This is a genomic window from Pseudomonas sp. NPDC077408, from assembly GCF_050269105.1.
Classification (GTDB): domain Bacteria; phylum Pseudomonadota; class Gammaproteobacteria; order Pseudomonadales; family Pseudomonadaceae; genus Stutzerimonas.
In genome coordinates this window covers 683,743-708,648 of sequence record NZ_JBNNHS010000001.1, presented here as the reverse complement: position 1 = coordinate 708,648, position 24,906 = coordinate 683,743, and the positions used below count along the sequence as shown (strand labels likewise).

Genomic DNA, 24,906 nt, shown 5'->3' with positions numbered 1-24,906 from the left:
AACATTGCCGGAGCTTAGCAGCGAGCTCGGACAGTGGCTACCGAGCACACCGCGCTAATAGGTAAAGACAGTGAAAAGTACAGAAGTGCCGCACGAAACGGCGAAACAGGCAGAAGTGAATTCGAGGACAAAAAAAAGCGACCCTAAGGTCGCTTTTTTCGGGCCATCAAGGCGTTCAGTGGTCCTTGATGGCAAATATGGCGCAGCGGACGGGACTCGAACCCGCGACCCCCGGCGTGACAGGCCGGTATTCTAACCGACTGAACTACCGCTGCGCTAAACCTCGAGTGGTGGGTGATGACGGGATCGAACCGCCGACCCTCTGCTTGTAAGGCAGATGCTCTCCCAGCTGAGCTAATCACCCGTTTGCTCTCGAAGTGGGGCGCATTCTAGAGAGGGATCTGGACCTTGGCAACCCCCTTTTGAAAAAAAAATTGAAGAACTTACAAAGACTTAGGAAAGCCTCTGTTTATGGCCCGTTTTTGTGGTTTCCATCGGCATTGCCCTTGCGCAGGGTTGGCCTGCGTTCGCCGGAGGGGAATAATGCGCGCTTTGCTTTTACCGGAGTTTCAAATCGCCATGTGGTTTCGCAACCTGCTCGTCTACCGTCTCACCCAGAACGTCCCTTTCGATGTCGAGACACTTGAAGCTGCATTGGCCGCCAAGCCCGCGCGCCCCTGCGCCAGCCAGGAACTGAGCACCTACGGTTTCGTCGCCCCCTTCGGCAAAGGCGAAGATGCGCCTCTGGTGCATGCCAGCCAGGGCTTCTTGCTGATCTCCACGCGCAAGGAAGAGCGCATCCTACCCGGCAGCGTGGTTAAGGACGCACTGAAGGAAAAGGTCGACGAGATCGAAAACGAGCAGATGCGCAAGGTCTACAAGAAAGAGCGCGAGCAGTTGAAGGACGACATCATCCAGGCGTTTCTGCCGCGCGCCTTCATCCGTAAGTCCGGCACCTTCGCCGCCATCGCGCCTGAACAAGGCTTGGTCCTGGTCGACGCTTCCAGCCCCAAGCGCGCCGAAGACCTTCTTTCCACACTGCGTGAAGCCATTGGTTCGCTGCCGGTTCGCCCGCTGACCGTGAAAATTGCCCCTTCGGCCACCATGACCGACTGGGTCAAGACGCAGAAATCGGCGGATGATTTCTTCGTGCTCGATGAATGCGAGCTGCGTGACACCCACGAAGACGGCGGCACCGTGCGCTGCAAGCGCCAGGACTTGACCAGCGACGAAATCCAGCAGCACCTGGAAGTCGGCAAGCAGGTCACTCAACTGTCACTGGGCTGGCAGGACAAGTTGTCCTTCGTGCTCGATGACAAGATGGTAATCAAGCGCCTGCGCTTCGAGGAATTGCTGCAGGACCAGGCCGAACAGGACGGTGGCGATGACGACCTCGGCCAGCAGGACGCCAGCTTCCTGTTAATGATGCTGACCTTTAAAGAGTTTCTTCCCGCACTGTTCGAAGCCCTGGGTGGAGAGGAGATCCCGCAAGGCATCTAAACTGCCTCAGCGCCGGCAGTTGATGCTGACGGCGCTCCTTCCATCATTACAAGGTAAGTCCGATGCGCGCCCTCGCCTCCCTCAGCCGCTTTGTCGGCAATACCTTCGCCCTCTGGGTCCTGCTGTTCGCCGTTCTCGCTTTCTTCCAGCCCAGCTGGTTCCTGCCCGCCACCGCCTGGATCGTGCCACTGCTGGGGCTAATCATGTTCGGCATGGGCCTGACGCTGAAAGCCTCCGATTTTGCGGAAGTTGCTCGACGTCCACTCTGGGTCGCGCTGGGTGTCGGCGCGCAATTTCTGATCATGCCTGCTCTCGCCTGGGGACTCTGCACCTTGCTGGGCTTGCCAGCGGAAATCGCTGTCGGCGTGATTCTAGTCGGCTGCTGTCCGGGCGGTACCGCCTCGAACGTGATCGCCTGGTTTTCCCGTGGTGACGTCGCGCTGTCAGTCGCGATCACCGCCGTGACCACACTGCTCGCCCCGTTGGTAACGCCGACTTTGATCTGGCTGCTGGCATCGGCGTGGCTACCGGTCAACTTTGGCGCGCTGTTCATGTCCATCGTGCAGATTGTTCTACTGCCTATTGCCCTCGGCCTGGTCGCACGCCGTTTTCTGGGCAACCGGGTGCATCAGGTTGTCGATATCCTGCCGCTGGTTTCGGTAGTCAGCATCGTGATCATCGTTGCCGCCGTGGTTGCCGCCAGCCAGGCGAAGATCGCCGAGTCTGGTTTGTTGATCATGGCGGTTGTGGTGCTGCACAACAGCCTTGGCCTCGGCATCGGCTACCTGGTCGGACGACTGTTCGGCCTGCCACTGGCGCAGCGCAAAACCCTTTCGATCGAAGTGGGCATGCAGAACTCGGGGCTCGGCGCAGCCCTGGCCAGTGCGCACTTCTCACCTCTTGCAGCAGTGCCCAGCGCGCTGTTCAGCGTCTGGCACAACCTGTCAGGTGCACTGCTGGCGACGGTCTATCGGAGGATGAAAGACGACGGCCCGGACGCGCGCTGACACGGCCACCGGTCCGGCGCTCTTGCCCGGACCGGCTCGCTGTGGACAATAGCGCCCGCTGAGGACGACCTCAGGCTGTACACACTCACCGGGGACGGCCCCACCTGATTACCGTCCTGTCGAGGTGCGTATGTCCTGGGTCATTCTGTTTTTTGCCGGTCTGTTCGAGATTGGCTGGGCCGTTGGGCTGAAGTTCACCGAGGGATTCACCCGCCCTCTTCCCACATTGCTTACTGTCGCAGCGATGGCCGCCAGCCTGGGCCTGCTGGGGCTTGCCATGAAGGAGTTGCCGCTGGGCACCGCCTACGCCGTTTGGACTGGAGTAGGTGCAGTGGGAACGGTGATCGCCGGCACCATCTTGTTCGGGGAATCGATGAGCCTGTTTCGCCTCGGCAGCGTGCTATTGATCTGCACCGGACTGCTTGGCCTGAAGCTCAGTCATTGAAGCAGCATGACAGCTGGCCAACAGCCAGCTGTCATGTGCAATTAGCTAAATACCGCCCTCAGCCGAACAGTGCCGGCTCCCGATAGTGCCGGTCACAAGCTTGACCATCGGCCCGGAACAGGTGGCATTTGTTGGCCAACAGTCCCGTTGCGTAGGTCTGGCCCACCGCCACGCGGCGGTTACCGTCACTGGCAACTGCCACCATCTCGTCCACGCCTTCGAAGTTCAGATGCAGCAGATTGTGATCGCCGAGGCGCTCAGCCACTGCAATTTCGCCATGGAAGACGAAATCAGCCTGCTCGGGGTCAACGAAATGTTCTGGCCGGACGCCCAGGGTCAGCGCATCGCCTGGAGCAACCTGACTGCCATCGACCGGTAGCCGTAACGCGCTGCCCCCTGGCATCGCGACCTCCACCGACCCCGCATCGGCGCGTAACACCTTTACCGGCAGGAAATTCATCTGCGGTGAACCGATGAAGCCCGCTACGAACTGGTTCTTCGGGTAGTGATACAGCTCCAGCGGCGGCCCGACCTGAGCGATGCGGCCGGCGTTGAGCACGACGATCTTGTCCGCCAGCGTCATGGCTTCGACCTGATCGTGCGTGACATAGATCATCGTGGACTGCAGTCGCTGGTGCAGGCGCGAGATCTCGATACGCATCTGCACGCGGAGAAAAGCGTCGAGGTTCGACAACGGCTCGTCGAACAGAAATACCTTCGGTTCTCGCACCATGGTCCGGCCGATGGCGACACGCTGACGCTGACCGCCGGACAAATCCTTGGGTTTGCGATCAAGCATCTGATCGAGCTGAAGAATTTTCGCCACCGAGTCGACGCGACGTTTGATTTCAGCCTTGTCGATCTTCGCCAGCTTCAGACCGAACGCCATATTTTCTGCGACATTCATATGCGGGTAGAGCGCATAGGACTGGAACACCATGCCCACTGAACGATCCATGGGCGGCAGCTCGTTGACCCGCTCGCCATCGATGCGCAGCTCCCCGTCCGTGATGTCTTCCAATCCGGCAATCAGTCGCAACAGTGTCGACTTGCCACAACCGGAAGGGCCCACGAACACCACGAATTCACCGTCAGCAATATCCAGATCGATACTGCGGGTAATAGGAACGTCATCGAAGCTCTTGCAGATATTCCGCAGGGTTACGCTGGCCATTATTGTTGTTCTCCTTCAAACAGCCGCCACGACGCATCGCGGCAAGCCAAACGGGCGACAGCAACCCGGTCGAAACGGACCAGACGCCCGTCTCAACCGACTCGCTCAGCCAAGCCGGCGCGCAAATCCGAAACCATGCGCCGGCAAATGTACGCCGTGCCCCTCGAAAACGGCTGATGCCGAGGGCACGTCGAGGCCTTCGACCGGAGCCGACAGATCAAAGTGCCGTGCGCTATCGCCCATATTGAACAGACATACCCAAACCTCATCGTCCAGGCGGCGCTCGTACACCAGCAGCGCATCGTCATGGTAAACGGTGCGCATGCTGCCTTCGATCAACAAGCGCTGGTCCTGACGCCATGCAAGAAAACGGCGATAGATGTTGAGCATCGAATTCGGGTCTTGCTCCTGGGCGGCCACTGACATCGGCAGGTGACGGTCAGCCATCGGCAACCAGGGCTGTTCCCGACTGAAACCGCCGTGCTGGTCCCGATCATGCCAAGGCATTGGCGTGCGGCAACCGTCGCGGCCCTTGAATTCCGGCCAGAAGCGAATGCCATAGGGATCGACCAACTGCTCGAACTGCAGCTCGGCCTCATCCAGCCCCAGCTCCTCGCCCTGATAAAGGCACACGCTGCCGCGCATGGTCAGTAGCATCGCCATGAACATGCGGCCGCGCGCCAGATCGGGCTGGTTGGCGAGCGCCCAGCGGCTCATGACCCGCACCACATCGTGGTTGCCGATGGACCAGCACGGCCAGCCGTCTACCAACTCGCGTTCCACGCAGTCGATGGTGTGCCGCAGAAAACCCGGGCTGCACTGTTCGGTCAGCAGATCGAAGGAGTACGCCATGTGCAGCGTGTCGCTGCCTCCCGTGTAAGCGGCCATGGTGCTCAACGAATGGTCGCAACCGATTTCGGCCACCGTGGCGCTGCCCGGATAGCGTTCCAGCAACTGGCGAATACGCCGCAGAAAGTCGAGGTTTTCCGGCTGGGTCTTGTCGTATACGTGCTTCTGAAAGGCGTAAGGATTGTCAGCGCGAACGCCGATGCTGCCTTCGCGAATGTCATGGTTCGGCGGGTTGTCTCGCAGCTCGCGGTCGTGAAAATAGAAGTTCGCCGCGTCCAGACGGAAGCCGTCGACACCGAGCTTCAACCAGAACTCCATGTCCTCGAGCAGCTGTTGCTGCACCGCTTCGCAATGGAAGTTGAGGTCGGGCTGGCTGGAGAGGAAGTTGTGCAGGTAGTACTGCTTGCGGCGGCTGTCCCAGGTCCAGGCGGCACCGCCGAAGACCGACAGCCAATTGTTGGGCACGGTGCCGTCATCTTTCGGATCGGCCCAGACGTACCAGTCGGCTTTGTCGTTGTCGCGGCTCGAGCGGCTTTCCTTGAACCAGGCGTGCTGATCGGACGAGTGATTGAGCACCTGATCGATGAGGATGCGAATGCCACGCGCATGGGCAACATCAATGACCTGTTTGAAGTCTTCCAGCGTGCCGAACAGCGGATCTACGCCGCGGTAATCGGACACGTCATAGCCGAAGTCCTTCATGGGCGAGGTGAAGAACGGCGACAGCCAGATGGCATCGACGTTGAGGCTGGCGATGTAGTCGATCTTCTCGACCACACCGAGCAGATCGCCGACCCCGTCGCCGTTGCTGTCGAAAAAGCTGCGCGGGTAAACCTGATATATGACGCCGCCGCGCCACCAGTCATTGCGATTCATACAACCAACCTTCGATGTTTGGGGGAACACGCCGCCACTCTAGGTGCGTCATCCCGCCGCAACATCCTCCCGGCAGCGCAATACCGAGGCGTATGGCTCGGGCGTAGAGCCGGCCTGAGCGGGGGGCGTAGAGCGGGCTGCCGGAAGTCGTGTATAGCCGGCCCCTGTCATTCGTCATAAAAATGTCGACAAACAAGCGAATCGACACTTATCTGTCACGAGCGGTATTTAGGATCGATGCAGTTCCAGGACTGATCCGCAGTAGCCGCCGCCCAGCAGACCTGCGCAGCCGCCCAGTCAGGAGCGACACGCATCCAAAATCCATGGAGAGATGAAATGTTCAAGTGCAAGCCCCTCGCAGCCGCCATCATCGCGATTCTGGCCACTCAGGCTCACGCCCAAGACAACAGCGCAGAACAGAATCAGAACGGTGCCGACAACATTGTCGAAGTGACTCAGACTGGTGGTCAGGACAACATTTCCTACCAGGCCCAGACCGGCGCCAGCAACGACGGCATGGTGACCCAGACTCAGGCCACGATGTCCGACGCCGTGCAGACGCAAACCGGCGACCTGAACCGCGCGGACATCGTGCAGTCCTCGACCGTGCAGAGCGAAGCCATCCAGCTGCAAAGTGGCGACAACCACGATGCGAGCATTGTCCAGAGCGACTCCACCGGCGCCACCGCTCGCCAGTACCAGGCGGGCAGTTTCAATACTGCGTACACCGAGCAGACCGCAGCTGACCTGAGCACCGCCGTTATCGACCAGGACGGCAGCGACAACTTCGCCGAATCCATCCAGAGCAACACCGAACTGAGCGTTTCGGAACAACGCCAGATCGGCAATGACAACGTCTCGCTGGTCTGGCAGGAAAATGGCGCGCGCAACGACGGCCTGGTTAATCAGGGAGGCAACGGCAACGACGCTACTGTCTATCAGATGGACGTTTCTGACTCCGTCGCTGATATCGACCAGCAGGGTGATATGCAGGTCGCGTCCGTCACCCAGGAAGGCGCCGAGCATAGCGCTGAGATCCGGTCCAACGGACTGCAGAACGAAGCCTACATCGACCAGAGCGGCTCGCTGCAGACCGCGTCGATCTTCCAAGACGGTACCGCCAACAGCGCCGACATCTTCCAGGTTGGCGATAGCAACACCGCCAGCACCGAGCAGACCGGCAACAACAACTATGCCATCGTCGATCAAGACGGCAGCATGATGACTGCTTCGCTGCAGCAGAACGGGCAGTTCAACGAGGCTTACGTCACTCAGGAAGGCACCGATCAGCTGATCGACTTCGCCCAGGATGGCGCCGACAACCTGCTCACCGCTAACCAGAGCGGCAATGGCAACGAGCTGACCGGTTCCAGCTACGGCGACAACAACCGCGTGGACGTGGTGCAGGGCGGCGACCTCAACGTGGCCGACATCCAGCAGATCTACGGCTCAGACAACGAAGTCAGCCTGACCCAGGATGGCCAGGACAACATGGCGACCGTGCTTCAGGGCGGCGTAGGCAACCAAGCGATGGTGATGCAGAGCGGCATGGGCGACACGGCAATGGTGTCGCAGATGGGCTCGGGCAACATGGCCACCGTGACTCAGCAGTAAGCAGTGCCGGCAGCCGGCCTCGGAGCCGGCTGCCATTCTCACGTCTATCAGCGACTACGGGCCGGATTGCCTACGACTGTCGTCCCCGCCGCCACATCCCGAGTCACCACGCTGCCCGCTCCGATCACGGCGTCATCGCCGATGGTTACGCCCGGCAGAATGATTGCGCCACCGCCAATCCAGACATTCTCACCAATCACCACCGGACGGCCGAATTCCAGGCCGCTGCGGCGCTCTTCCGCGCTTCGAGGATGGTCCGCCGCGTAAATCTGCGTAGCTGGTCCGATCTGCGTTCCCGAACCGATGCGCACCTCGACCACGTCGAGAATCACGCAATTGAAGTTGAAGAACACATCGTCGCCGAGGTGAATGTTGTAGCCGTAGTCGCAATGAAACGGCGGCCGGATCACAGCGCCTTCGCCTACGCTTCCTAAAAGCTCTTTCAGCAAGTCACGGCGCACCGCCGGTGTTTCGCCGAGCGCTGCGTTGTAACGCACCATCCAGGCTTTGGCGGCGGCTTGATCAGCCTGCAACTCGGCGTCACCGGGCCGGTAGAGTTCGCCGGCGAGCATCTTCTGTTTTTCGGTCATCGGCATGTCGGGCTCCCCTGGATGAAAATGACGCATTCAGCCTTGGACCGGCCGGATGCGCCATCGCTCGCATGCCACCCGCTATTCGCCCTGAATTTTACTCAGCAGGCTACGCGCCAGCTGCACGGCCTCGTTGCGATGGGTGATGTTGAGCTTCTGATACAGGCTGCGGATGTGCGTCTTGATGGTTGTGGGCGCAACATTCAGGTGCTCGGCGATCTGCTCGTTGGACTGCCCCGCGTGGATCAGGCTCAGCACCTGCCACTCTCGGCGGGTCAGCGGCGAATGGCGGATGAGCTCCGGCACATCCGGGCGGTTGATGATGTCCTGAATCACCGCTTCGTCGAGGGTGATGCGGATCGCCCGGCTGAAGTCGCGCTGCTGTTGCGCCAGTTGGATCAGCCGGTCGGCGCGCTGCGCTTCGAGTTCGTCGAGCCGACGTTCATGCTGCAACGCCTTGAGCATGGCGATCAGCAGCTTACCGACGCGCAGAAAGCTGCCGATGGCACCCGTGCTGCTCGCCAGGGTCAACGCCAGCTGCAGGTTGTCCAGCGCCTGCTGACGCTCCTCGCGCAGCCAGTGCAGCTGCGCAAGCAAGATATGGTTGCGATTCAAGTCCATAACTAGGCCGTGCTGCTCGGCATCGGTCTGCAGCTGCCGGAGGATCGGCAGCGCCTTGTCCGGCTGCTTCAGCGAGAGGTGGGCTCGCGCGTGGTTGCGGCCGTTGTACTGGGCGAAGTGATTGAGGCCGCGCTCGAGTGCTGGCGCCGTCAGCAGCCATTGCTGGATCGCGGTCTTGTCCTGGGTGGAGTCCCAGTAGCTGAGCATTACCGCATGGGCATTGGCGAGCCAGTCGACATGGTAATTGTCGTCGGCGAGCATGCTCTGCATCTTGCCGATGTAATCGGCACAGGCGCTCTGCTGGCCGCGCGCATGAGCGATTCCAGCCAGCAGCGCGTAGCACTGCAGCAGCCAGCGATCGCCGACGTCTTCGAGTATCTGGATGCCCTGCAGCGCGCACTGCTCGGCGGCATCCAGATGGTGCCACTCGAGCAGCACCTGACCACGCACGCGGTAGATGAACTCCATGATCGGGGTCGCCTGCAGGTCGGCCTGTTCGACGTACTGGATCGCCCGCTCCTGCAGCGAATAGGCCTTCTGTAGATAGCCCTGGGCAATGGCGATTTCAGAAAGCTGGCCGAGATTCCATACCACCAGATGCGAGGCGCGAATCTCACGGGCACGGCGTTCGGCCTCTTCATACTGCTTCTGCGCCTGCGGTAGCAGGCCCTGAACGAAATGCGCCTCGGCCAGGCCCGAGAGGGCTGCGACCTTCGAAGTACGCATGATCAACGGCTCACGTACCAAGGCTTCCCGTGCCAGGGCAATTGCCTGCTCTTCATCACCACGGTTCATGGCGACCTGAGCGCGAACGGCGTTGAATTCGCCAACGATGCGCGCCCAGTCGTCTTCCGAACAGCTCTGCTGCAGGGCCTGCTCGCCGGCCTTGAACCAGCGTTCGACCTGATCGAACTGGTAGGAATTCTGCGACACCCAGGCCTGCAGCAGGGTCAACAGCGGCGAGCCGGCGATAACCGCCTCCGGCAGTGTTTCCAGGCATTGCTGCAGCAGCTCAAGACGGCCCTGACGGTAGAACTGCCGGCCGTGGCGCTCCAGCACTTCGCCGACGCGGGTCGGGCAGCCGGCCTGTACCGCATGCCGCGCGGCCTCTTCCGGCAGGTTTTCCGCCATCAGCGCTTCGGCCGCACGCAGGTGCAGATCGGATAGCCGCTGCGGCTGATGGGTGCGCAGTTCGCCCAGCACAAAGGTGGCGAACAATGGGTGGTAGGCATACCACTGACGAAGGCCATCCAGCGATTGCAGGAAGAGCCCGTTACGCTCCAATTGCTCGAGCATCCCGCGAGCATTGCTGCCCTGAGTCAGTCGGTCGGCCAGTGCTGCGTTGAAGCGATCCAGCAGACAGGTCGCCTGGAGGAAATCCAGCGTGCTTGCGCCCAGGTTGGCAACGACCTGCTCGCGCATGTAATCGCGAATATACGGATGGCCGAGCTGCAGGTTTTCCAGAAACAGGTCCATACCACGGCCCGTCTGCACCTCCTGCAGAACCAGCTGCAATGCGCACGGCCAGCCGCCGATACGCCGGTTCAAGCGCTCGACCTGCTCGCGGTTGATCGAAACCGGCAGGCCCAGATCCAGCAGTGCCTGAACTTCGTCGGTTTCGAAGGCCAGATGCTGAGCGTCAACGGTAAGCAGCTGATGCTTGACCCGTAGATCCGCCACGCCCAGTTCCGGCAGGCCGCGACTGCAGACCAATAGCGTCATCCAGCTCGGCATGTTGCGCAGGAAGAAGCGCAGCGCAGCGATGACTTCTGCGGTGTACAGCGTTTCGAAATCATCCAGTACCAGCAGCAGCGGTTCGTGCTCGCCCGGCAATTCGGCTAGCAGATGCGTAAGCAGCGTATCGAAAGCCTCCCTGCCCTGACCGGCCAGCAAGAGGCTGCGGGGACACCCATGCTCCAACTGAGCGTCGAGGGCGTGAAGCAGATAGCGGCCAAGCTGCAGCGGATCATTATCGCCCGGATGCAGCTGCAACCAGGCGACACTACCCTCGAACGCCCTTGCCCACTGGCACGCCAGGGTCGTCTTGCCGAAACCGCTCGGTGCGTGCAGTACAGCCAGCCGCACCTCGCCAAGACGTTGAAACCACTCGTCAAGGCGTGGCCGCGCCAACAGACCGCGCGGCAACAGCGGCATGTTCAGCTTTGCCGGTATCAGCGGCAAGGGTGCAGGTATTGCGGCGTTCATGGTCGTCTCCCGTTGTTCGTTCCCTGTTCGGGTGTCGTGACGCATCGAGCTGTCCTGGGTCGATTACCCCTTTACGCCTCCGGCTGTGAGCCCGCCGACGATCCACTTCTGGCAATACAGGAACACCGCGGTGATCGGCAGTCCGGAGAGCACCGCCGCCGCAGCGAAGTCGCCCCAGAGGTAGTTCTGATCGTAGAGATACTGTTGCGCACCGACCGACAAGGTGAGCTTGTCTACATCCATCAACAGCACCGAGGCAATGGGGTACTCGGTGACACTGGTGATGAAGGCGAGGATGAACACCACCGCCAGAATCGGCACGCTCATGGGCAGCAAGATGTGCACGAAAGCCTGCCAGGTGGTGGCGCCATCGACGATGGCCGCTTCTTCCAGCGAGCCGTCGATGCTCTCGAAGTAGCCCTTGATGGTCCAGATATGCAGCGCCATGCCACCCAGCGAGGCGATGATCACGGCGCCGTGGGTGTTAACGCCCAGCCAGCTGATGTGCTCACCGAGCTGATCGAACAAGGCGTAGATGGCCACCAGCGTCAGCACCGGCGGGAACATCTGGAAGATCAGCATGCCCTTGAGGATTGGACTCTTGCCACCGAAGCGCAGCCGCGCAAAGGCATAGGCGCTGGTGGTCGACAGCATGAGGATCAGCAGCGAGCTGATCAGCGCGATCTTCATCGAGTTCCACAGCCAGGTCAGCACGGGGAACGGCGGGTTGCTGACTTCGCCATTTTCATGGACGTAAGGGATGCCCAGCGCCAGCGACCAATGCTCCAAAGTCGGATTGTCGGGCAGCAGGCTACCGGTGGCGAAGTTGCCCTCCCGGAAGGAGATCGACACCACCATCAGCAGTGGGAACACGATCAGCGCGACAAAGGCGAGCAAGCCTGCGTGCGTCAGCCAGAGGCGGTATTTGACGGATTTCGGTTGAACCATGGCCATGTGCGTAATCCTTAGACCTTCACTTTCGAGAGCTTCAGGTTCAGCCAGGCCATGGCGCCGACGACGATGAAGATCAGCGTGGCGATGGCGGCGGCCAGGGCAAAGTTCTGCCCCGAATCCTGGAAGGCGATGCGGTAGGTGTAACTGACCAGCAGATCGGTGGTGCCTGCCGGAGTCGTGGTGCCGAGGATGTCGGGCCCGCCACGGGTCAGCAGCGTGATCAGCACGAAGTTGTTGAAGTTGAAGGCGAAGCTTGCGATCAGCAGCGGCGCCAGTGGCTTGATCAGCAGCGGCAGCGTGATCTTCAACAGGTTGTCGACTGGCGTCGCGCCGTCCATTGCCGAGGCCTCATAGAGATCGCGCGGAATCGCCTGCAGCAGCCCCATGCACAGCAACAACATGTAGGGATAACCGAGCCAGGTGTTGACCATCAGGATCATGCTGCGCGCCAGGGTCGGGTCACTGAACCAGTCCGGCCGCACCCCGAACAGGCTGTCGAGCATCAGGTTGATCTCACCGAAGCTCTGGTTGAACAGGCCTTTGAACACCAGGATCGAGATGAACGCCGGCACCGCGTACGGCAGGATCAGCATCAGCCGATAAAACGCCTTGCCGCGGACCATCTCCCACTGCAGCAGACTGGCCAACACCAGGCCGACCGCGAGGGTGAAGACCACCGTCAGCGCGGCGAAGCACACCGTCCAGACGAAGATCTGCAGAAACGGGCCGCGAATCTTCGGATCGGTCAGCACCTTGGCGAAATTGCTCCAGCCGGCATAGACCGTATAACCCGGCGCGACCTTCTGCCCTTCGGCATCGACGTAGAAGCCGATCTCATCGTTGGCCGTAAGGCGTTCACCGGTCTGGCTATTGACCAGCGAGCCGTCGTCGTGCAACCGGTACAGCGGCTCCACAGCGGCGACTTCACGCAGGCCATAAAGGCGCAGCAGCTGACCTTCATGGCCGCGCATGACCCACTGTTCCAGCTGTTTGCGCTGGCGGATCACATCACGCAACGGCAAGGCCGCACCCAGGTTTTCGACCTCAGGCTCCCGGCTCATGCCAAGCGGCTCGCCCGCGACCGGCTCACCCGCCAGCGGAGCGGAAACCCAGACGCCCTGCTCGCCACGGTCGACCCGCAGGCGCATCTCACCGGCATCGTTCTGGTGCAGGCTGAAGCCGAAGCGTTCGCCTGCAAGGTAGGTCTGATTGAGGTGGTAACGCTGCGCCTGCTCGAAGCTCAGCAGGTTGGTGCCACTGTAATTGGTGAAGCCGATGCCCACGGTGTAGAGCAGCGGGAAGATCACGAACACCAGCATCCCCGCTACCGCCGGGAATATGTAGCGGTGGGCGTAGGCACGGCGGTTGATGAACACGAAACTGGCGATTCCGGCGACCACCAGCCCGAGCAGAGCGAACACGGTTTGCCCCTGCGCATAGAGCGCGATGATCAGGTACAGGGCAAAGGCGTTGCACAGCAGCCAAAGGCCCCAACGCATCGCAGCTGGCAGCTTGGGTATCGACAGTTTCGGCACGGCGCGGCCGGGCATTTCGGCGGGAACATTCACGGCGGACATCGGGATCTGGGCCTCAGGGCGCGCAGCCGAAGACGCAGGCGTCTCCAACCGCGGCTGTGGGTTGTCGTTATTTGACGATGCGTTTGGCGGCGTCATCCAGGGCGGCATCCACAGTTTGGCGACCGGAGGTGATGTTCGTCAGGGCAGGCTCCATGGCTGACCAGAACACGCCCATTTGCGGAATGTTCGGCATCGGACGGCCCTGCTGAGCACTCTCGAACGTCGCCTTGATCATCGGATCGTCGGACAACTCGGCCATGAATTCCTTGTTCACCACCGCACCCAGCGGCACGTCGGCATTCACCGTTTTGAGGCCATCCACTTCTAGCAGGTAGTTTTCGAGAAACTCGACGGCGAGCGCCTGGTTCGGGCTGGCGGCGTTGAGGGTCGCGGCCATCACGCCGGAGAACGGCTTGCTCGGGCTATCGCCTACCGCCGGGACCGGCGCCACGCCAAAGTCGATGCCGCTCTTCTTGATGTTTGACCAAGCCCAGGGGCCGCTGATGAACATTGCCGACTCGCCCTTATTGAAGGCTGCCTCGGCGGCGCTGTAGTCGGCGCCCTTGGGCATCACGCCCTCGTCGATCAAACGCTTGAGGACGGCCGCGCCCTGCTTGGCGCCCTCGTTATTGACGCCGGTTTTGCTGACGTCATAGCCCGAGCCGGTATCTTCGAAGGCATAACCGCCGTTTGCAGCCAGCAAGGCCCAGGTGAAATAGGTGTTGTTGTAGTCCCACAGAATTGCGCGCTTGCCGTCTGCGGCGAGGTCTTTATGCAGCGCCAGCACTTCGTCGAAGGTCTTCGGTGGCGTCGATACCAGGGCCTTGTTGTAGATCAGCGCGGGGGCTTCGACGGCCATGGGATAGCCCCACAGCTTGCCGTTGTAGCTAACGGCGTCCCAGGCGAAATCGGCGACTTCCTGCTTGGTCTCGGCGCTTGGCGTAACGGGAGTGATCAGGCCGCTCTGGGCCCACTCACCAAGGCGGTCATGGGCCCAGATGAAGATGTCCGGGCCATTGCCGGTGGCGGCGGCCTGCTGGAATTTGTCCGTGGCTGCATCGGGGTGTGCCACCTCGACGGGAATGCCGGTTTCTTCGGTGAACTTCTTGCCTACCTCGGCCAGTCCCTTATGGCCTTTGTCGCCATTGATCCAGACGACCAGCTTGCCTTCTTCGATGGCGGCCTGGACAGACAGCGGCAGGCTCAGAGTTGCGGAGAGACCGATCGCGGCCGCTGCAAACAGCTTTTTATTCATGTAGGTATTTCCTCGTGGCTTCTTATTTTTGATCCACAACGTTCTGCGTGCCGTCTGACGGTCTCGCAGTGCATCCATACTCGCCCCGCCAGTGGGCGAAGACATCCTCCCCGAAGGGAGGATGAGGGGCGTAGAAGCAGGGCGTAGTTTTGCATTCGCACTGCACCCGCAGAGCCCTCGAATCGCCCTTTCTCAGCCTGCACGGGCCGACGAAAACAGGCTTGAATACCGCCTCTTTCCCGCCAAGCCGGAGCCGGACATGCGCCCTCTGCCGCCCCTTAGTCCATCTATCCTAGCCCTTTGTTTCGGACTGCTCGCACCCGTTATACAAGCGGAACCGCAAGTCCCTATCAGACTGAACGGTCACCCCCTGCAACCGGCCTGGGAAACGCTAGCCGAGGATCGCTTCGCGGCGGAGCTGGAGCTAACCAAAGGCACCCTCGAACTGGGTACTGGCGAGGCCGAACAGAAGTCGCTCAAGCCGTTTCAACGCCACGCGCTGAACGCTGGCGATCGCTTCGATTTCGATGTAGTCAAACCGGGGCGCTACCGCCTGCTGGTGCAGACGGGCGATGACGCCAACCTGCGGTTGGTGCCCAGTCGCCAATCGCAGGAGCCGATTGAGCAGGCCTGCCAACCATGGAATGGCGAAGCCGTACAGGTTCCGGTCGCTGGGGTATTCGAGAATGGCCAGCGATTGCGCGACGCTTACAGCGGCAACACGACCATCGTCAAGGACGGCAAGGTCGAACTGACCCCGGCGCCCGGCAGCAACGGCTTACTGCTGATCGAAGCCGTCGACGCGCGCCCGGTACGAGCGCGAGACTGGCGCAACGCGACCGTCTATTTCGCCCTGACCGACCGTTTCGCCAATGGCGACCCGAGCAACGACCGCAGCTATGGCCGAGAGCCCGACGGCGCTCAGGAAATCGGCACCTTCCATGGCGGCGATCTCAAAGGGCTGACCAGCAAGCTCGATTACCTGGCCAAGCTGGGCGTGGACGCGCTGTGGATCAGCGCACCCTATGAACAGATACACGGCTGGGTCGGTGGCGGCGATAAAGGCGACTTTCGCCATTACGCCTACCACGGCTACTACGCGTTGGATTACACCCAGCTGGACGCCAACATGGGCACCGAAGCCGACCTGCGCGAGCTGATCAGGGAGGCACATGCCCGCGGCATCCGCGTGTTGTTCGACGTCGTGCTCAACCACGCTGGCTACTCCACCCTCGCGGACATGCAACAGTTTGGCTTTGGTGGCCTGCGAGACGGGATGGCGCAATACCTGCCCGAACGCTGGACCGCTTGGCAGCCGGAGCCCTACGAGCACCTGCACGCCTACCACAACCTGATCGATTACGATCACCCGGCCTGGTCTCGCTGGTGGGGCAAGGATTGGGTGCGCGCCGGTATTGCCGACTACCCGGTGCCACCCAGCGTTCTGGTGGACCCGCTCAAAGGCTCGCTGGCATTCCTGCCGGATTTTCGCACCGAGTCCGACATTCCGGTCGGCCTGCCGCAATTCCTTCGCCATAAACAACCGACCCGCGCCGTCGAACGGGACGGCTATCGTGTGCGCGACTACCTCAATGAATGGCTGACCAATTGGGTGCGCGAGTTCGGCGTCGACGGTTTTCGCGCCGACACTGTCATGCACGTCGAGCCGACCGCGTGGGCGCAGCTGCGCCAGCAGGCGGACCAGGCCCGGCGCGATTGGTCTGAAGCCAATCCAGACGACCCGTTCGCGGGCGAGCCGTTCTGGATGGTGGGCGAAGTCTTTGGCCACGGCCCGGAAATCAGCGATTACCAGAGCAACGGCTTCGATGCGCTGATCAACTTTACCTTCCAGCAGGAGGTCGCTGGAGCTGCCAGCGATTGCCTGGTCCGTGCCGACAAGAGCTACGGGCATTACGCCAGCCTGCTGGCGGACAATCCCGGGCACAACTTCATGAGCTATGCCTCATCCCACGACACTTCGCTATTCAGTGCGCAGCACGACGGCGATCTGATGCGACAGCACGGCCTTGCCAGCGCACTTCTGCTGAGCCCCGGCGCCGTGCAGATCTACTACGGCGACGAGAGCGCCCGCGCTTTCGGCCCCACCGGCTCCGACCCCTATCAGGGCACACGGTCAGATATGAACTGGAGCGAGCACACCAAACCCGAGATCGCTGCGCTAATCGATCACTGGCAACGAATCGGTCAGTTCCGCGCACGGCATCCAGCCATTGGCGCCGGCCGGCACCAATGGCTTTCAAACCAGCCCTACGCGTTCTCGCGGGTACAGGGCAACGACAGGGTCGTCGTGGTGCAGGCGGGGGCTCTGGTCAATCGCTGAGCGGGTTGGTGGCCTGGGCAGCGGCATCGCCGACCACCTTGGCGTCGGTCGGCCGCACCACTCGGGCCAGCTCCTGACCGAGACGCACGAAGACCAGAGTTGGCCAGAGCTTGACGCGATAGCTGCGCCCAAGTGGACGTCCCGGGCCGTCCTCGACCTTGATGTGGTTGATCTGCGGATACTCGGCCAGTGCCCGCTCGATGTGCGGCTCGGCAGAGCGGCAATGTCCGCACCAGTTGGTGCCGAAGTCGAGCACCGTTACCCCGTCGAGCGAGTCGACCTCGGCGCGCGTGATGGTTTCAGTCTTGTACACATCGGCCATGTTCACCTCCACGTCTGTTCTCCTATCGACCCCGACACGCCGCGACCGATCCATGCAATCTCATCCATAGCGCACCCTGTGCGGAGACCTCGCCATGAACACGTTGAACACGCGCCAGCAAGCGCAGCTGGCTTTCATCGCCAGCAATGCCGAACTGGAAGTCGGGCACCCGGACGATTGTCCGCTACCGCTGGCAACCCTGGCGACCACCGATGGCAGCGAAGACTACGTCAGCCGCGTACTCTCCGGCGGGCTCACAGCGCATGTCTACCGGATCGAGGCGCAGGGCCGGAGCTGGACGCTCAAACGCGCCCGCGAGAGGTGCCTGGTGCAGAACACTGATGGCCAGACGTCTTTTCTCAATGAGGTGCAACGCCGTGCGGACTTGCGCGAGCTCAAGCGCGACCCGACTCTCGGCGCGCGGCTGGTCGGCATCGTCGACACCTGTTATGGAAGCTTTCGCCAAGGCGTACTGCTTTCGCCCTGGATTGAGGGCGAACCCATCGCGGCTTGGAATGAGCGACAGCTGACGCAGCTGTTCGAGATGCTGGTGGCGCTGTTGCTCGGCGGGCTGTTCGAATGGGATCTATGTCCCGGCAATACACTGGATGACGGCGAGGTGCGGCTGTTCGACTTCGGCTATATGTACCGCTTCGACCCACTGCGTCAGTTCAACAGCAACGGCACCGAAATGCCTCAATTTCACGCCGCCGAGCGCTTCGAGACGCGCCAATACTTCGCACATCTTTTAGCACTGGAGCAACGGGAGGAACCGCTCGCGCTGGCCGCGTTTGCGCTGGAGAAACGCATCGCCCTGGAGGCATATGGGCGACTGCACATGGAGCTTGAGGCGCGCGGCGCCAGTTCGACGGTACTCGACTGGTTGGCCGGCATCATTGGTGAATGGAAGCACGCGATGCGCGGCGATCTCGAAGCGCTGTACCTGAAGGAAGCCTGGCGTTCGCATTGGCTCGATCTGCACGATGACCTCAGCGGCCAGACCTGCACCGCCTCGACTCTTGCGCGCATTGGCTGGCTGGAGCGCACCACGCGCGAGCGGCATGGCGACCTGCAGCGTTTGCTACCCGTCGAGCCACAACGACAGCTAATCGAGGAGCTGCGGCGGGCACGAGAGCTGGCCGAGCGCTGGCAGATCGCTTAGTCAAACTGCGGCCGGCATGGGGTACCGAATAGGGAGCCGGGCCCGAGCGGGCCCGGCAGGCAAGCGTTATAAACGCCCTACGGTTGTCGCGCCTTCGGCACTGGTCACCCGGTTGTTGGCACCCGGCTGCCAGCTTTTCACCTGAGTCGGGCTGGCATCGCTGCGCACGATGCATTTCCACTCGACCGTTTGTTGCGCGGGCAGGCTGATGCTGCCTTTCCAGGCGGGATAGCTGCTGACGTCCGTGAGGCGCACCGCGCTGGCCGGCGCCCAGTTACCAAGCTGAGCCAGGTTACCGACGGCATAGATGCTGTCACCCGGCTGGGTTATGCCGTTCTCGCAGCGGAAATTGACGCGAACCAGGCCGCCATTACCGCCACCGACCCCACCACCGGTCGTCCAGACTTTCAGCTGACCGCTGTCCTCGTTCAGCGCCGGATTGAAAGTGCCGCTGCTGACCAGGGATGGATCGTTCAGGTTCGAGCCCAGGGCGATCACGAGTGTCTGTGTCGTGCCTCGAACGGTTGCCACCAGGCCGGAATAGCCGCCGTGGAATTCAATCGCCGAATCAGCCCGAACGCCCGCAGCACGACGGATCTTGATCAGTTGACGGATCAGCGGCGCATGCCCCCAGTCGTACATGTGCGACCAGTACACAACCGGCGTGCCCGGGCTCGTGAGGATATAGGCGTAGGCCTGGCGTACCAGCTCGTCACGCAACGCCCAGTGGTGCTGCCCGCCGTTCTGCCCAGGCGAATAACCGGTGTCGTGGTTGTCGACGAAGGTCACCGCCACTTCGCGCCAGCGCGGATCGGGGTTGCCGTTGAGGCCGTTCTTCCAGTCGGCGATGGAGCCGTTCTGCATACGCTCCTTGAGTGCGAAGTCGAATACCGGGCACTTGGCGCGATCGGACCAATCCTTGATGACCTGCTGCCAGCTGGCCGTGTTGCGCCAGTCCCAGCTCGGGTATTCACCCGGCGCCTTCCACAGTTCGCCCACGCAGAAGGCATTGTCATGCGCCGCGCTCATCCAGCCATCGACCCGCTCAGCGGCATAACCGCGCACGAAGTCGAAACGCAAGCCACCGGCACCGTAGTTGCTGCGCAGATTGGCGAACTCGTCGCGGAACATCCCGTAGACCTGCGGGTTGGCAGTGTTCAGGTCGGCATCGCCACCGACGAAACGGTCACCATCGTCGCAATCGTTGGGGTAGTTGCCGGGATCGGAACAATCGTTGCGCCAGAAGCCCTGGCCGGCCGGCAGGTTGATTTCCTTGTTCGGATAACCGCGATTCATATGATTGGGAACCGCGTCGTACAGCACCTTAACCTGGGCACCGTTCAGCGCAGCAACCGCCTGCTTGAGCTGAGCATCGCTGCCGTAGCGGCCATTCTTGTTGAAGTCATGCCAGAAGTAGCCTTCGCCGCCGCCGGAGTTGGCACCATCGCTCCAGCTGGAGAAATCGCGCCACGGCACTGGCATCCAGATCGCGCTAAAACCATCAGCCGCAATGGTTGGCGCCATGTCGCGCAGAGTGTTGTACCAGTTGTTGGGAGACTCCCGGACTACGTTCCAGTGGAACCCTTGAAGGATGATTTCGTCACCACCGTGGTAACGAACCCCGGCCGGGCTCTTGCCAGCGAGATCAGCGGCATGAGCGCTACCCAGTGTCAGCAGCAGGGAGGTGGCCACCATGGCCAGACGGGTGGGAAGCAAGGAATATTTCATCGAAGTAGCCCCAGTTTTGTAGTTGTTGTGAGCACCCGACAGCGATTACCGGCGACCGCGGAAACCGGATGCAACCGCCAATGCAAACATCATTGACCGGGCCAGACGGCGCCGGTGATTGCGCTGACCATAGCTCCCCCCACGGTTTTTTCCGGGCTTAGTGGCCAGGCGTAATGGGTACCGCTGCGCGTGCTTGTCTCCCTCCTCCCCCGCTACGCCCCACCGCTCCGCCTCAAAAAAGATCGGCCGGGAGGATGTCGCGAATGTCGCCGATCCGCAGGCTTTTGGTCGCCACCAGCCCAATCCGGCGCAGCAACCCGGGCAGTGGCAAACACCGACAGCTGCCGTGGACCAGCCGGCCGCAGCTCGCCGGCCGCACAGACCAACAACAAAAACAAAGGACTTCGCGATGAACCCCCAACGATCCGTACGTCTTCTGCAACCGACCCTGCTTTGCACAGCCCTCATAGCCGCAATGCCCTCGCATGCGGTGGATTTTCACGGCTATTTGCGCTCAGGCGTCGGCACCACCGTGGGCGGTGGCGACCAAGCTTGCTTCCAGGCAGCCGGCGCTCCCGCCAAGTACCGCCTGGGCAACGAGTGCGAGACCTATGCCGAGATCGGTCTCGGCCAGGAGGTCTGGAAGGAAGGCGAACAGAGCTTCTACGTCGACACCATGATCGCCTACAACTCGCGGCAGGCGAATGACTGGGAAGCGACCCGCACCGACACCAATGGCGATGCCAATAACCCCTTTGATGAGAGCGGCGACGTCGCGATCCGCCAGTTCAACGTGGTCGGCCACAACCTCATCGAGAGTCTGCCGGGCGCCGACATCTGGGCTGGCAAGCGCTATTACAAGCGCCACGACGTACACATCAACGACTACTACTACTGGGACGTATCCGGCCCCGGCGCCGGCATCGAAGACATTGATCTGGGCTTCGGCAAGGCCAGCATCGCCTGGATGCGCAATACCGACGGTGAGTGGACTTATCAGGGCTCGGGCACCGGCACCAACCTGGCCAACGACACCCTGGACTTCCGCATCGGCGAGATCGACGTCAACCCCAACGGTAAGCTGGAGATTGGTTACGACTACGGCAAGGCCAACCTGACCGATTTCCAGGAACGTGACGATGGCTACCAGGACCAGAAAGGTCACCTGGTTACGCTCGAACACACCCAGGCGGGGTGGTTCGGTGGCTACAACAAGCTCGCCGTTCAATACGGCACCGACGGCATCATCGCCACCAGCGGCCGCAACAACACCGGCAACAGCGACGGCGACATGCTGCGCCTGGTCAACCAGGGCGTGGTCGGCATTACCGATGACATCGAGATGATGTACGTCCAGATTTATGAAGACCGCGACTTCGACAACGAGTCCGGCCAGCAATGGCTCTCCTTCGGTGTACGCCCGGTCTACAAGTGGACCGACGTCATGAGCACCGCGCTGGAATTCGGCTATGACCGAATCGACCCGCAGGCCGATGGCGAGCGCAGCCGCGACCTGAAAAAACTCACCCTCGCCCAGCAGTGGTCAGCTGGCCGCAGCTTTTGGGCACGTCCGCAGATTCGCGTGTTTGCCACCTACGCCCAGTGGGACGGCGGCCGCTATCAGGCCGCTAGCGAATCCATCGACGCGGGTGAAGACGACGGTTTGACCTTTGGCGTCCAGGCCGAAGCCTGGTGGTAATCACCTGAGGTGCGGCGAGGCGTAGCGGTCGTCTCCTTCCGTATCGCCCGCTGCTATCGGCAGCACTGCATGTTCCGCTCCCACCGTTTTGGCGGTGTTTTACCCCGACCGTGGCTGGTCGGGGTCTTTTTTCGATTGGCGACTGGAGTTGCCCTTATGAGCTATCTGAGAACGTCCCTGCTTGGCTTCGCCATTACGCTGGCTGCCGGATGCGGCAGCGAACCCTTGCGCCGAGTGGACGCGCTGACCCATACACCCGCGCCGCTGGAACAGTCCGCGAGCACTGCCCGTCAGGCGCTGGCCAATGCCCCGATCTGCTGCGACACGATCGCTGATTTTCCCTTCCAGCCACTGCCCGCGAGCTTCAACGGGAACGTGACGCTCGACGCCTCGGCGCCGGCGTATCGCTTTGACAGTGGCAAGAGCTTCTTTCGCGCCTTTGCATTGCCCAAAGACAGCAAGTCCTTCGAGATCCGCCTCTACAGCCAAGCCGGTAAGGCCGTTTTGGCCCCCAGCGTGATGCTGCTCGACAGCCGCTTGCGGCCCACCCGCATTCTGGATGCGGATGACTTCACCTATGCCCCCGCTTCCGGCCTTAAAGGCGACAGCCTGGACGCGCGGCTGCGCATCGATCGCACCTACCTGGACAACCCGGGCAACGAGTACTACTTGGTGCTGTATGCAGACGGAGCCCAGCTAGACGGTCACACGCCGCTTGAGCACCCGGCCAAGGCCTACGCCAGGGCGCTGGGTAATGAGCCACCGAGCCTGCCCGACCCGGTTGCGCAGCATTCACCTACCGGCGTCGTGAAGATGGTGCTGATCGAGGACAAGGCCGCCGGCCAGCAGGCCAATACTTATGTGCCTTCCTATAGCATCGGCCGCGAAATGGGTAACGATTTACCGTCAGTGCCCGCACCGGCAGTTCTGCCGGAAACCCAGGCGTACTACCGACAGGGCATCGACGCAGCGCTTGCGAGCAAGGATCTGGAGCGCGCGCTGCGCCTGGCCGATGAGGCTGCGCGGGTCGGCGATGCCAGTGCCAAGGCCTATCTGCTGGAACGCATCGAGATCAAATAGACCACACGACACGGCGACCTGCGCTCAGCGCCGGTCGCCGCGTAACAGATGGACCTGCGCCTGTAACTGTTGACGGCTGGCTTCGCTCGCGGCGACAGGCGAACTGGCGATCAGGTCCACCTGCGACCAGATCCGTCGGAAGAAGCCCTTGTCTGGATCGCGACTGAAAAAACTACCCCACAGCCCACGCAGCGCCATCGGCACCACGGGCACCGGGTTCGCCTCGAGAATACGCTCGACTCCCGCCTTGAACTCGTTGATCTCGCCATCGGTGGTGAGTTTGCCTTCGGGAAAGATGCACACCACTTCGCCATTGCTGAGGTAGTGGCTGACGCGCTCGAACGCCTCGGTGTAGATCGCCTCGTCTTCATGACGCGCAGCGATGGGCACCGCGCCCGCCGTGCGAAAGATGAAGTTCAATACCGGAATGCGGAAGATCTTGTAGTACATGACAAAGCGAACGGGGCGGCGCACCGCTCCAGCGATCAGCAGCGCATCGACATAGGACACGTGGTTGCAGACCAGCACTGCCGGACCCTCCTCGGGAATCGCGTCCAGTCCCTGATGACGCACCCGGTACATGGAGTGGCCGAGCAGCCACACCAGAAAGCGCATGCTGAATTCCGGCACGATGCTGAAGATGTAGGCGCTGACCGCCACGTTCATCAACGACACCACGAGAAACAGCTGCGGAATCGACAGCTCCGCGACACTCAACAGCAGGATGGCGACCAGCGCCGACGCGACCATCAGCAGCGCATTGAGGATGTTGTTTGCGGCCACCACCCTCGCCCGCTCATGCTCCGGCGTGCGCGCCTGGATCAACGCGTACAGCGGCACGATATAGAAGCCACCGAACACACCGATGCCAAGCACCGAGGCAAGAACCCACCAGGCCTGACCGATGCCCAGCAGTGCTAGCCAGTCGTGAGGCGCTGCAGCCTGCGGAAAGCCGCCCGACCACCACCACAGCAGCAAGCCGAACAGCGTCAGACCAAAGGAGCCGAACGGCACCAGCCCGATCTCCACCTTGTGACCGGATAGTCGCTCGCAGAGCAGCGAGCCAAGAGCGATGCCGACCGAGAAAACCGTCAGGATCAGCGTGACGACGGTTTCGTCGCCATGCAGCAGATCCTTCGAATAGGCCGGGATCTGGGTCAGGTAGGTCGCGCCAAGAAACCAGAACCAAGAGTTGCCAATCAGTGAACGCGACACCGAAAGGCGCTGCCCCAGCCCCATTCGCAGGATCGCGCCGGTCTGACGAAACAAATTCCAGTCCATCTCAAGCGACGGCAAGGACGCACCGGTCACAGGCACCGCTCGACTGGCGAGGTAACCGGCGACCGCCACCAGCACCACGCTGCCGGCGACCAGTTGAGCGTAGCCTTCGCTGGCCATCATCACGCCAGCGGTGATGGTGCCGGCGAGGATGGCCAAAAAGGTGCCCATCTCCACCAGCGCGTTGCCGCCGACCAGTTCGTGGTTCTCAAGCAGCTTCGGCAGCACCGAGTATTTGACCGGCCCGAACAGCGCGGACTGCGTCCCCATGCAGAAGAGCACAGTCAGCAGCAACGGCAGGTTGCCCAACAACAAACCGGCCGCACCGCCGAGCATGATGAAGATCTCGCCAGCTTTGATCGCCCGGATCAGCCGCTCCTTGGCGTACTTCTCACCCAGCTGGCCGCCCAGCGCCGAGAACAGAAAGAACGGCAGGATGAACAGCAGCGCGCACAGATTGATCAGCAAACTGGTGTCGGCGTTCGAGCCGATCTTGTAGAGGATCGCCAGAATCAGCGACTGCTTGAACAGGTTGTCGTTGAAGGCGCCCGATAGTTGCGTCAGAAAGAACGGCAGGAAGCGCCGCTTGCCGAACAAGGTGAATTGCGAGTGAGGCTTGGTCATCGATC

At 61.6% G+C, this 24,906-nt stretch carries 18 protein-coding genes and 2 tRNA genes; 8 read left to right on the top strand and 12 right to left on the bottom strand.

Annotation, left to right across the window (positions count from 1 at the left end):
- Nucleotides 1-198: 198 nt before the first annotated feature.
- Both ACQKEK_RS03590 and ACQKEK_RS03585 read right to left on the bottom strand, forming a co-directional pair.
- Nucleotides 199-275: transfer RNA gene (locus tag ACQKEK_RS03590), tRNA-Asp, on the bottom strand.
- 13 nt (nt 276-288) lie between these two features.
- Nucleotides 289-364 (bottom strand) — tRNA-Val (locus ACQKEK_RS03585).
- Between the two features lie 215 nt (nt 365-579).
- Here ACQKEK_RS03585 and rdgC point away from each other — a divergent pair.
- The 3 genes from rdgC to sugE all read left to right on the top strand — a co-directional run bounded on the left by rdgC (nt 580) and on the right by sugE (nt 2,952).
- Nucleotides 580-1,500 carry a recombination-associated protein RdgC gene (rdgC, locus tag ACQKEK_RS03580; protein ID WP_499141349.1) on the top strand — a complete coding sequence of 307 codons (921 nt, stop codon included), beginning with the start codon at nt 580-582 and terminating at the stop codon, nt 1,498-1,500.
- Nucleotides 1,501-1,562: 62 nt separating this feature from the next.
- Nucleotides 1,563-2,507: a bile acid:sodium symporter family protein gene (locus tag ACQKEK_RS03575; RefSeq protein WP_128119343.1), complete on the top strand. Its 945-nt coding sequence runs from the start codon at nt 1,563-1,565 to the stop codon at nt 2,505-2,507.
- A gap of 130 nt (nt 2,508-2,637) precedes the next feature.
- Nucleotides 2,638-2,952 (top strand): quaternary ammonium compound efflux SMR transporter SugE, encoded by a 315-nt coding sequence (gene sugE, locus ACQKEK_RS03570; protein WP_499141066.1) that lies wholly within the window; start codon nt 2,638-2,640, stop codon nt 2,950-2,952.
- Between the two features lie 58 nt (nt 2,953-3,010).
- Here sugE and malK read toward each other — a convergent pair whose 3' ends face one another.
- Together malK and ACQKEK_RS03560 are read right to left on the bottom strand one after the other, a co-directional pair.
- The gene (malK, locus tag ACQKEK_RS03565; RefSeq protein WP_128119345.1) at nt 3,011-4,126 is read right to left on the bottom strand and encodes a maltose/maltodextrin ABC transporter ATP-binding protein MalK; all 1,116 of its coding nucleotides are present in this window, start codon (nt 4,124-4,126) and stop codon (nt 3,011-3,013) included.
- Between the two features lie 105 nt (nt 4,127-4,231).
- Nucleotides 4,232-5,851, bottom strand: a complete 1,620-nt coding sequence (locus tag ACQKEK_RS03560; RefSeq protein ID WP_499141065.1) for an alpha-glucosidase — start codon at nt 5,849-5,851, stop codon at nt 4,232-4,234.
- Between the two features lie 336 nt (nt 5,852-6,187).
- Here ACQKEK_RS03560 and ACQKEK_RS03555 point away from each other — a divergent pair, with 336 nt between their 5' ends.
- Nucleotides 6,188-7,465 (top strand): hypothetical protein, encoded by a 1,278-nt coding sequence (locus ACQKEK_RS03555; protein WP_499141064.1) that lies wholly within the window; start codon nt 6,188-6,190, stop codon nt 7,463-7,465.
- Between the two features lie 47 nt (nt 7,466-7,512).
- Here the strand turns inward: ACQKEK_RS03555 and ACQKEK_RS03550 are convergent, their stop codons facing one another.
- From ACQKEK_RS03550 to malE, 5 genes are all read right to left on the bottom strand, one after another.
- Nucleotides 7,513-8,061: a sugar O-acetyltransferase gene (locus ACQKEK_RS03550; RefSeq protein WP_499141063.1), complete on the bottom strand. Its 549-nt coding sequence runs from the start codon at nt 8,059-8,061 to the stop codon at nt 7,513-7,515.
- A gap of 75 nt (nt 8,062-8,136) precedes the next feature.
- Nucleotides 8,137-10,881, bottom strand: a complete 2,745-nt coding sequence (gene malT / locus ACQKEK_RS03545) for an HTH-type transcriptional regulator MalT (RefSeq protein WP_499141062.1) — start codon at nt 10,879-10,881, stop codon at nt 8,137-8,139.
- Between the two features lie 63 nt (nt 10,882-10,944).
- On the bottom strand, nt 10,945-11,835 hold the full coding sequence (malG, locus tag ACQKEK_RS03540) for a maltose ABC transporter permease MalG (protein WP_046161882.1): 891 nt from the start codon (nt 11,833-11,835) through the stop codon (nt 10,945-10,947).
- Nucleotides 11,836-11,846: 11 nt separating this feature from the next.
- On the bottom strand, nt 11,847-13,412 hold the full coding sequence (gene malF, locus ACQKEK_RS03535) for a maltose ABC transporter permease MalF (RefSeq protein ID WP_499141061.1): 1,566 nt from the start codon (nt 13,410-13,412) through the stop codon (nt 11,847-11,849).
- 67 nt (nt 13,413-13,479) lie between these two features.
- On the bottom strand, nt 13,480-14,667 hold the full coding sequence (gene malE, locus ACQKEK_RS03530) for a maltose/maltodextrin ABC transporter substrate-binding protein MalE (RefSeq protein ID WP_499141060.1): 1,188 nt from the start codon (nt 14,665-14,667) through the stop codon (nt 13,480-13,482).
- 259 nt (nt 14,668-14,926) lie between these two features.
- Between malE and ACQKEK_RS03525 the strand changes: the two genes are divergently transcribed.
- Nucleotides 14,927-17,008, top strand: coding sequence for an alpha-amylase (locus tag ACQKEK_RS03525; RefSeq protein ID WP_499141059.1), 2,082 nt, complete (start codon nt 14,927-14,929; stop codon nt 17,006-17,008).
- Here the strand turns inward: ACQKEK_RS03525 and ACQKEK_RS03520 are convergent.
- On the bottom strand, nt 16,998-17,330 hold the full coding sequence (locus ACQKEK_RS03520) for a thioredoxin family protein (RefSeq protein WP_046162117.1): 333 nt from the start codon (nt 17,328-17,330) through the stop codon (nt 16,998-17,000). The two genes, ACQKEK_RS03525 and ACQKEK_RS03520, sit on opposite strands and share 11 nt — an antisense overlap.
- 94 nt (nt 17,331-17,424) lie before the next feature.
- Here ACQKEK_RS03520 and ACQKEK_RS03515 point away from each other — a divergent pair, with 94 nt between their 5' ends.
- Nucleotides 17,425-18,492, top strand: coding sequence for a protein kinase family protein (locus tag ACQKEK_RS03515; protein WP_499141058.1), 1,068 nt, complete (start codon nt 17,425-17,427; stop codon nt 18,490-18,492).
- 66 nt (nt 18,493-18,558) lie between these two features.
- Here the strand turns inward: ACQKEK_RS03515 and ACQKEK_RS03510 are convergent, their stop codons facing one another.
- Complete coding sequence (locus ACQKEK_RS03510; RefSeq protein WP_499141348.1) at nt 18,559-20,187, bottom strand: glucan 1,4-alpha-maltotetraohydrolase domain-containing protein; 1,629 nt, start codon at nt 20,185-20,187, stop codon at nt 18,559-18,561.
- A 442-nt stretch (nt 20,188-20,629) separates the two neighbouring features.
- On the opposite strand from ACQKEK_RS03510, the gene ACQKEK_RS03505 reads away from it, so the two are divergent.
- Entirely contained in the window at nt 20,630-21,919 is a 1,290-nt protein-coding gene (locus ACQKEK_RS03505; RefSeq protein ID WP_499141056.1) for a maltoporin, read from the top strand.
- 156 nt (nt 21,920-22,075) lie between these two features.
- Entirely contained in the window at nt 22,076-22,999 is a 924-nt protein-coding gene (locus tag ACQKEK_RS03500; protein WP_499141055.1) for a MalM family protein, read from the top strand.
- A gap of 24 nt (nt 23,000-23,023) precedes the next feature.
- Here the strand turns inward: ACQKEK_RS03500 and ACQKEK_RS03495 are convergent, their stop codons facing one another.
- Nucleotides 23,024-24,901, bottom strand: a complete 1,878-nt coding sequence (locus ACQKEK_RS03495; protein ID WP_499141054.1) for an MFS transporter — start codon at nt 24,899-24,901, stop codon at nt 23,024-23,026.
- Between the last annotated feature and the right edge of the window lie 5 nt (nt 24,902-24,906).